We start from the raw sequence: 6,795 nt of genomic DNA on the forward strand, positions 1-6,795 counted from the left end.
CGCCCGGCCGACCTGCGTCAACTGCTCTCGGTCTACCCCTTTTCCCGCGTCGGGCGTGTGGAAAAAATGGCTGCCCCGGTCAGTGTAGAGGCTGCAAAAGAGCCCCTCTTTCTCAATGACGCTCCGTAAGCCCGAAAGGATCGCTTTGGTCCCTTCCTCCTCGCACAAAAAGGCCTCGTAGACTTCGCTCGTCGCATCGTCCAGTAAGGCGATCAGATCCGGCTGCCATCCCAACCCCGGAATCCAATCATGAGTGCTCCCGTCCACATGCAAAAGCATCCCCCGCATCGGCCTCCGCTCTCGCTCCAGTCGATGAACCCGCCCACGATTCCGCTTCGGCAGCAGCCCAGCCGTCTGCAACGCACATTTGACCCAGGAATAGCTCAACTCAATCCCATCCTCCTCCCGAAGCTTCTCGTGAAAATGCCGCCCGTTCCATCCCTCGTAGCGCTCCCGATAGAGCCCAAGAACCTTCTCCACCGTCTCCATCGGCACCCTCCGCGGACTTGGCCTCCGCTTCCTCCGATCAAAAAGCCCGTCGTATCCCCGAATCCGATACCGAGCTCGCCACCGCCGAAGGGTGCGAGGACTCCATCCCAAAATCTCCGCCGCATCCAACCAACTGATCCGCTTCGCCATCGCCCGCATAATCACCTCCTGAACTTTCATGACCCGCCATCCTTCCGCTTCGCCAAAGCCGTCCATGCCCCCATCTCATGAACTCTCCAGCCCCCAATACCCAAGCGGTCACTTCATCTGCCCTCGCGGCGGTCACTTCACTTGCTTACGACATCCGCAGCATCTGTCCTTGACCGGAAGGAGGTTTGCGGATAGACGGAATGAGGGCGTCGCCCGGCGACCGGAGCCGCCATCCCCACCCATCCGAGGAGAGTTCCCATGGAGATCAGTCCGCTGGCTGGCAAGCTGCCACCGCTCTCGCTTCTTACCGATTTAGCGAAGCTCGTATCCGCCTATTACGAGATCTGGCCGGACGCCAAGGTCGAGGACCAGCGGGTCCAGTTTGGAACCTCAGGCCACCGGGGATCGAGTGATCGCGGCTCATTCAACCAGGCACACATTCTCGCGATCAGCCAGGCAATCTGCGACTACCGCCGCCAACAGGGCATCTCCGGACCGCTCTTCCTGGGGAAGGATACCCACGCGCTTTCCGAGCCAGCTTTCGCGACGGCTCTCGAGGTTCTCGCAGCCAACGGTGTGGAAGTCCGCATCGATCCTGACCTCGGCTACACGCCGACACCTGTGATCTCCCATGCGATCCTCACCCACAACCGCGGCTCAGGGGCGGGACAGGCCGATGGGATCGTGATCACGCCCTCCCACAACCCGCCGACCGATGGGGGGTTCAAATACAATCCACCTCATGGCGGTCCGGCCGATACCGCCGTGACTCGGACGATCGAAGAGAGGGCCAATGCCATTCTGCAGGGTGGCGGCGCGGAAGCTCGCCGGATGCTCTACGAGCAGGCCCTCCGCTCCTCCTCAGTCAAGCGACACGACTACCTTCGCCACTACGTCGACGATCTCTCGTCGGTGATCGATTGCGAAGCCATTCGCTCTGCCGGAGTCCGGATCGGCATCGATCCCTTGGGAGGCGCCGGAGTCCACTATTGGAAGCCGATCGCCGAGCGCTACGGATTGAACGCGACCGTCTTGAATGAAGGGGTGGATGCCACCTTCCGCTTTCTAAGCGTCGATTGGGACGGCCAGATCCGGATGGACTGTTCCTCACCCTACGCGATGAGAGGATTGATCGATCGGGCCCGGCAGTTCGACATCGCATTCGGCTGCGACACCGACCACGACCGTCACGGGATCGTCGCGCCGAGCTGCGGATTGCTCAATCCGAACCACTTTCTTGCCGTGGCGGCCTCCTATCTTTTCGGAGGCTCGCGCCCTCAATGGAAGCCGGAAGCCGCTTTGGGGAAGACCGTGGTCAGTTCAGGCATTCTCAATCGGGTGGCGCAAGCCGCGAAGCGGCCCCTCTTCGAGGTGCCGGTCGGCTTCAAATGGTTCGTCGAGGGGCTTCTCTCCCGTACCCTCGGATTCGCCGGAGAGGAAAGCGCCGGAGCGACCCTCTTGCGCAAAGATGGCACTCCTTGGACAACTGATAAGGACGGCATGGTCCTTGGCCTCTTGGCTGCCGAAATCACGGCGAGAACCGGCAAGGACCCCGGCATCCTCTATCAGGAGATTACCGGCAGGCTCGGCAATCCGTTTTACGAGCGCATCGATGCCCCGGCGACTCACGAGCAGAAGAGAAAGCTCCTTTCCCTCTCCCCCCAGGAGGTCGCCATGCCGACCCTCGCCGGTGATCCGGTGACGGCCGTCCTCAATCGCGCTCCCTCGGGAGGAGTGATCGGCGGAATCAAGGTGATCAGCGAGAATGGCTGGTTTGCCGCCCGTCCGTCGGGAACCGAAGAGGTCTACAAGCTCTACGCCGAGAGCTTTCGGAACGTTCTCCATCTCCGCCGGATTCAGGAGGAAGCCCGGACGATGCTTGCGAAGCTTTTCGCCCGGTAGCGGAATCCCGCTAGCCGTCAGGCTTCGAGGGATTCCGGATGGAGTACGAACTCGTCAAGACAGACGATCGCCTGCTCCAAGGCGTCCGCCCCGGTTACCTCTTCGGGGTCGAGGAGATGCAGGAAGCGCCGAAACTGGAGAAGCTCCTTCAGCGCCTCTCCCTCGCTCCGCACCCGCTCGCGGATCTGGCGAATCTCTCGGCGGGCATCGATCTTGCCTTCTAGAACGAGCATCTTGGCCAGCTCGAGGTTTTCAGAAACCGAAAATTCATCGAAGTAGATTCGCCGCAAGACCTCGAGCAGCCGCTCGCTCGCTCTGGCCCGTTTTTGTAGCAGGCGACAGCTCCGCTCGATCTCTTCCATCGAGAGCTCGACCATCCGCTGGAAGGTGAAAATCTCCTGCGGATGAAGGGAAGGGAAGGAGAGGGCGATCAATCGCTCGAGCTCTTCCTCGATCGGTGTCTGATTCAAGATGCGCTTGATCGACGGCAGAGGGCGAACGCGCAACGGTTCGAGCGCCTTCTTCCGCAAGGTCCGAAAGAGCCGTCCGGTATCAAATCCTCGCGCCTCGAAGCAGGTCTCCCAAAAGCCGACGTAGCCAGCTTCCTGAAGATTGGGCCGGCCGGCCCGCCCAGCCATTTGTAAAAACTCCATCTTGGCGATCGGGCCGGAGATATATCGTGCCAGCTGGCCAAAGAGAACCGTCCTCACCGGAAGGTTGATTCCCAAGGAAAGGGCATCGGTGGCTACGACGGCCAGGAGCAGGTTTTCCCGGGCGAGCCGCTCGACGAAGAGCTTCTCCTTGTAAAGAAGCGTGCCGTGATAGATGGCCACCCCATCGGTCACCAACCGGAGGAGATCGGGCCGATCGACCCGGTACTGCTTCGCCAGCTCCCGGATCCGTCCGCGCTCCGCAGCCCCTAGCCGGCCATGGGCGGCACGATGGAGTTCTCCCGCCAGCCCCATGACTCCCTTGTAGGAAAAGACGAAGACGAGCACCGGAGCGAGCTCCCGCCACAGTTCTCGCTCGGAAGGCTGCCGATCCAAATAATGGATGGGAACCGGTCGCCGGCTCTGCTCGATGAGCTCAAGCGGCCGTTCTGCCAGCCGAGAGAGATAGGAAAGGAAGCGCCGCGCATCGACCGTCGCCGAGAGAAAGAGCAGATCACTTTCCCGATGCGTCCCGGCGATCCCCTCGGCGTAAGCCCGCGCTCGATCCGGATTGTGGACCATGTAGTGAATCTCATCGACGACCACGCGCTGATGCGGCACACCGCAAAATCGATTGGCGTAGACCTCCTGCGTCATGCAGAGAAGGGGGGCTTCCGGATTGCGCTTCACATCCCCCGTGAGAATCCCCACTTCCTCTCCAAAGAGGGCGCGGAGCTCCAGGTACCGCTCGTTGGAGAGGGCCTTGATCGGGGCCGTAAAAATCACCCGCCGTTGCCTTTCCCAGAGCTCTGCCCAACGGTAAGCGACCACCGTCTTCCCGCTGCCAGTCGGCGCCGCGATCAGGGCGCTTCGATCCCGAATCCTCGCGAGCGCCTCCTCCTGCCACGGGTAGAGGTTGATCCTTTTTCCGTAGAGATTGCGCATCGGAATCTTAGCCGGAAAAAGACGGGATCGCCGCTCGGCAAACCGAAAAGGAAAGCACGGACAACGTTCGGCTCTTTTCATTCCTTGCTCAAGGGAATAAATAAGGAGGGAAAGGAGATCACCCTTTCCGCCAGGACCTTGGCCTCCGGGCTGAACTGGACTTCTTCGCCGACGAGTTCTGATGAAACGAGCTCTGGCCGAACTGCCGCTGCACAACGGAAAGGCTCCTGCCGCCCTGTTCGATCGGATGGTCCGCCTGGCCGGGGCGGTCGTGATGGCGATCATCGACGAGCACGGTTCAGACGAGATGCTCCGCCGGCTCGCCGATCCCTGGTGGTTCCAAGCCTTCGGCTGCCTGCTCGGCTTCGACTGGCACTCCTCCGGCCTAACGACGGTGACCTGCGGGGCGCTCAAGGAAGCCTACCGGATCTACGGTGCCGATCTTGGGATCGTCGTCGCCGGCGGGAAGGGAGCGACGAGCCGGAAGGCCCCGGAGGAAATCACCCGCTTTGCCGATCGGCTTGGGATCACCGGGGGAAAGAGGCTTGTCTATGCCTCCCGGATGAGCGCGAAGGTCGACTCGGCCGCCGTGCAGGACGGTTATGCTCTTTATCATCATAGCTTCTTCTTCACCCCTAAGGGAGCTTGGTGCGTCGTCCAACAAGGGATGAACGAGCGAGGTCGAACGGCCCGCCGCTACCATTGGATCGGAGAATCCGTCGCCGATTTCGTCTGCGAGCCCCATGCGGCGATCGGGGATCTTGCCGCCGCTCCCAGAGCGGATCAGCGACCGGTCTCCGAAGATCTGCTCAATATGGTCGCCCAAGAGGCTGCTCCCAATCGGGCGGCCAGCGCCGCGCTCATCCGCGAGGAGCCGGACCATTTCCTGGAGACCCTGCGGGCCAGCGTCGAAGGGCCGACGCTCTTCGCTCCCGCACGCCACGCTCTCTTACCGATCGACGTCGACCTGGCTAGACTCGGCCGCATCGTCGCCGCCGCTCACCGGCGCGCCCCGCAAGACTTCGAGGCGCTTCTTGGGACGCCTCAAGTCGGTCCCAAGGCGATCCGGAGCTTGGCGCTGACGGCCGAGCTGATCTACGGGGCTCCAGTTGCGCGACGGGACCCCGCCCGCTCCGATCGATGGGCCGATTATGCTTATGCGCACGGAGGCAAGGATGGATACCCGTTTCCGGTCGATCGGCGGCTCTATGAGCAGGATATCGCCGTGGTCAGCGATGCCGTGCGAAGATCCCGCCTCGGCCATACCGCGAAGACCGAAGCGCTCCGGAGGCTCGCTCGGCTCGGTGGATAAGAGGCCGGTGGAACGCTGCGGCGCTGCGGCTTTGCGCCAGCCCCTATTCCCCGTAAAGCTGGAGGAGGCGCTGCACGCGGCGGGCGCCCACCAAGAAGGCAGAGGGCGGAAACATGAAGGCGTCGGGATAGCGACCGATTTCCAGAAAAGAAGCCACTCCTTGGCCTTTCCAGGTGCGCACTTCGACCCGCCAGAGATCTCGCCATTGCGTGCCAAGGAGCCACCAGCGATAGCGGCCCTCCTGCCAGCCGATGAGGGGCGCCGGACCGAGAAAGGAGGCGAGCCGCTCGTAATCGAGCGGGAGGAGAGGATGGAGCTGCAAGTGGACCTTCTGAGGCACGGCCTCCCGTTCCCACTCTCTTTCTTTTTCCAGGAGTTCCTGGAGAACGGCCGAAACGGCAACGGACTCCGACGAGAGCGACATCGGAGGAAGCCTCATGGAGGGAAGATCCGCCAACCGGTCCACGGCAAAAGAGGGCAGCACTCCGACATCGACCGCGTGGGTGAAATGATCCTCTCCCGTTTGTCCCTCCACGAACCAGACCCCGCTCAGCATGGTCCCCACTGCGCTCTGTTCCGTCTTTCCTGGGACCTCCACAATCGCCGTGCCCTCTCCGAGGATCCCCAATAGCAACTCCTGTTCGTCCGGATTGAGGTCCGTCAGAGGAATCGAGCGGGGTGGCTCCCACAATTGGTGACCCAGCAGCGCCCGCTCGAGCGTAAGGAGCACCCCTTCGATGCGAGGGGCATACTGGAAGTATGACTCTCCTCGCGCCGAAGGCAGAGCTCTTTGCTTCGGCTTTAGAAGCTTTTCAGGAGGGAAGGGTGAATAGTCCTTTTCGCCCGCTGCCGCATCCGCCAGCGGCGATTTTCTCGAGGAGTGCATAGGGGGAAAGCATTACGGAAAGCAAAGGAATCCTCATTCCCGCACGAAAAATAGCTTTACCGGCCTCCTTTCCGGCGGAGAAACGAGCCCACGCGCCGGGAGGCACAAAGACGTCGACACTACGGAGATGGGGCTTCATTTGCCAAAGTCAAGACAACGATTTTTGTAGTTTTAATGCAACTTCGAAGAGGAGGCAAGTCGCGTGTCGTAAGCAAGTGAAGTGACCGCCGCGAGGGCAGATGAAGTGACCGCTTGGGTATTGGGGGCTGGAGAGTTCATGAGATGGGGACATGGACGGCTTTGGCGAAGCGGAAGGATGGCGGGTCATGAAAGTGCAGGAGGTGATCATGCGGGCGATGGCGAAGCGGATCAGTTGGTTGGATGCGGCGGAGATTTTGGGATGGAGTCCTCGCACCCTTCGGCGGTGGCGAGCTCGGTATCGGATTCGGGGATACGACGGG

General features: G+C 61.6%; 6 protein-coding genes. 3 read left to right on the forward strand and 3 right to left on the reverse strand.

Annotated elements, in window-relative coordinates:
• The coding region (locus A37A_RS17705) for a helix-turn-helix domain-containing protein (protein WP_231363944.1) at positions 1–669 on the reverse strand (669 nt) is incomplete at its 3' end.
• A gap of 228 nt (positions 670–897) precedes the next feature.
• On the opposite strand from A37A_RS17705, the gene pgm reads away from it, so the two are divergent.
• A complete protein-coding gene (pgm, locus tag A37A_RS0114010) occupies positions 898–2,541 on the forward strand; it encodes a phosphoglucomutase (alpha-D-glucose-1,6-bisphosphate-dependent) (protein WP_018292117.1) in 1,644 nt (547 codons plus the stop codon).
• A 17-nt stretch (positions 2,542–2,558) separates the two neighbouring features.
• Here the strand turns inward: pgm and A37A_RS17710 are convergent, their stop codons facing one another.
• Positions 2,559–4,136 carry a DEAD/DEAH box helicase gene (locus A37A_RS17710; RefSeq protein ID WP_196799650.1) on the reverse strand — a complete coding sequence of 526 codons (1,578 nt, stop codon included), beginning with the start codon at positions 4,134–4,136 and terminating at the stop codon, positions 2,559–2,561.
• Between the two features lie 181 nt (positions 4,137–4,317).
• On the opposite strand from A37A_RS17710, the gene A37A_RS0114020 reads away from it, so the two are divergent.
• Positions 4,318–5,448 (forward strand): DUF763 domain-containing protein, encoded by a 1,131-nt coding sequence (locus tag A37A_RS0114020; RefSeq protein WP_018292119.1) that lies wholly within the window; start codon positions 4,318–4,320, stop codon positions 5,446–5,448.
• Positions 5,449–5,491: 43 nt separating this feature from the next.
• Here the strand turns inward: A37A_RS0114020 and A37A_RS0114025 are convergent, their stop codons facing one another.
• Positions 5,492–6,334, reverse strand: a complete 843-nt coding sequence (locus tag A37A_RS0114025; RefSeq protein ID WP_018292120.1) for a hydrogenase expression/formation C-terminal domain-containing protein — start codon at positions 6,332–6,334, stop codon at positions 5,492–5,494.
• A 356-nt stretch (positions 6,335–6,690) separates the two neighbouring features.
• On the opposite strand from A37A_RS0114025, the gene A37A_RS21610 reads away from it, so the two are divergent.
• Positions 6,691–6,795, forward strand: a 105-nt coding sequence (locus A37A_RS21610; RefSeq protein WP_231363952.1) for a helix-turn-helix domain-containing protein, incomplete at its 3' end; no start/stop codon positions are given.

Source organism: Verrucomicrobium sp. 3C (genome assembly GCF_000379365.1).
In the GTDB taxonomy this organism is placed as follows: domain Bacteria; phylum Verrucomicrobiota; class Verrucomicrobiia; order Methylacidiphilales; family Methylacidiphilaceae; genus Methylacidimicrobium.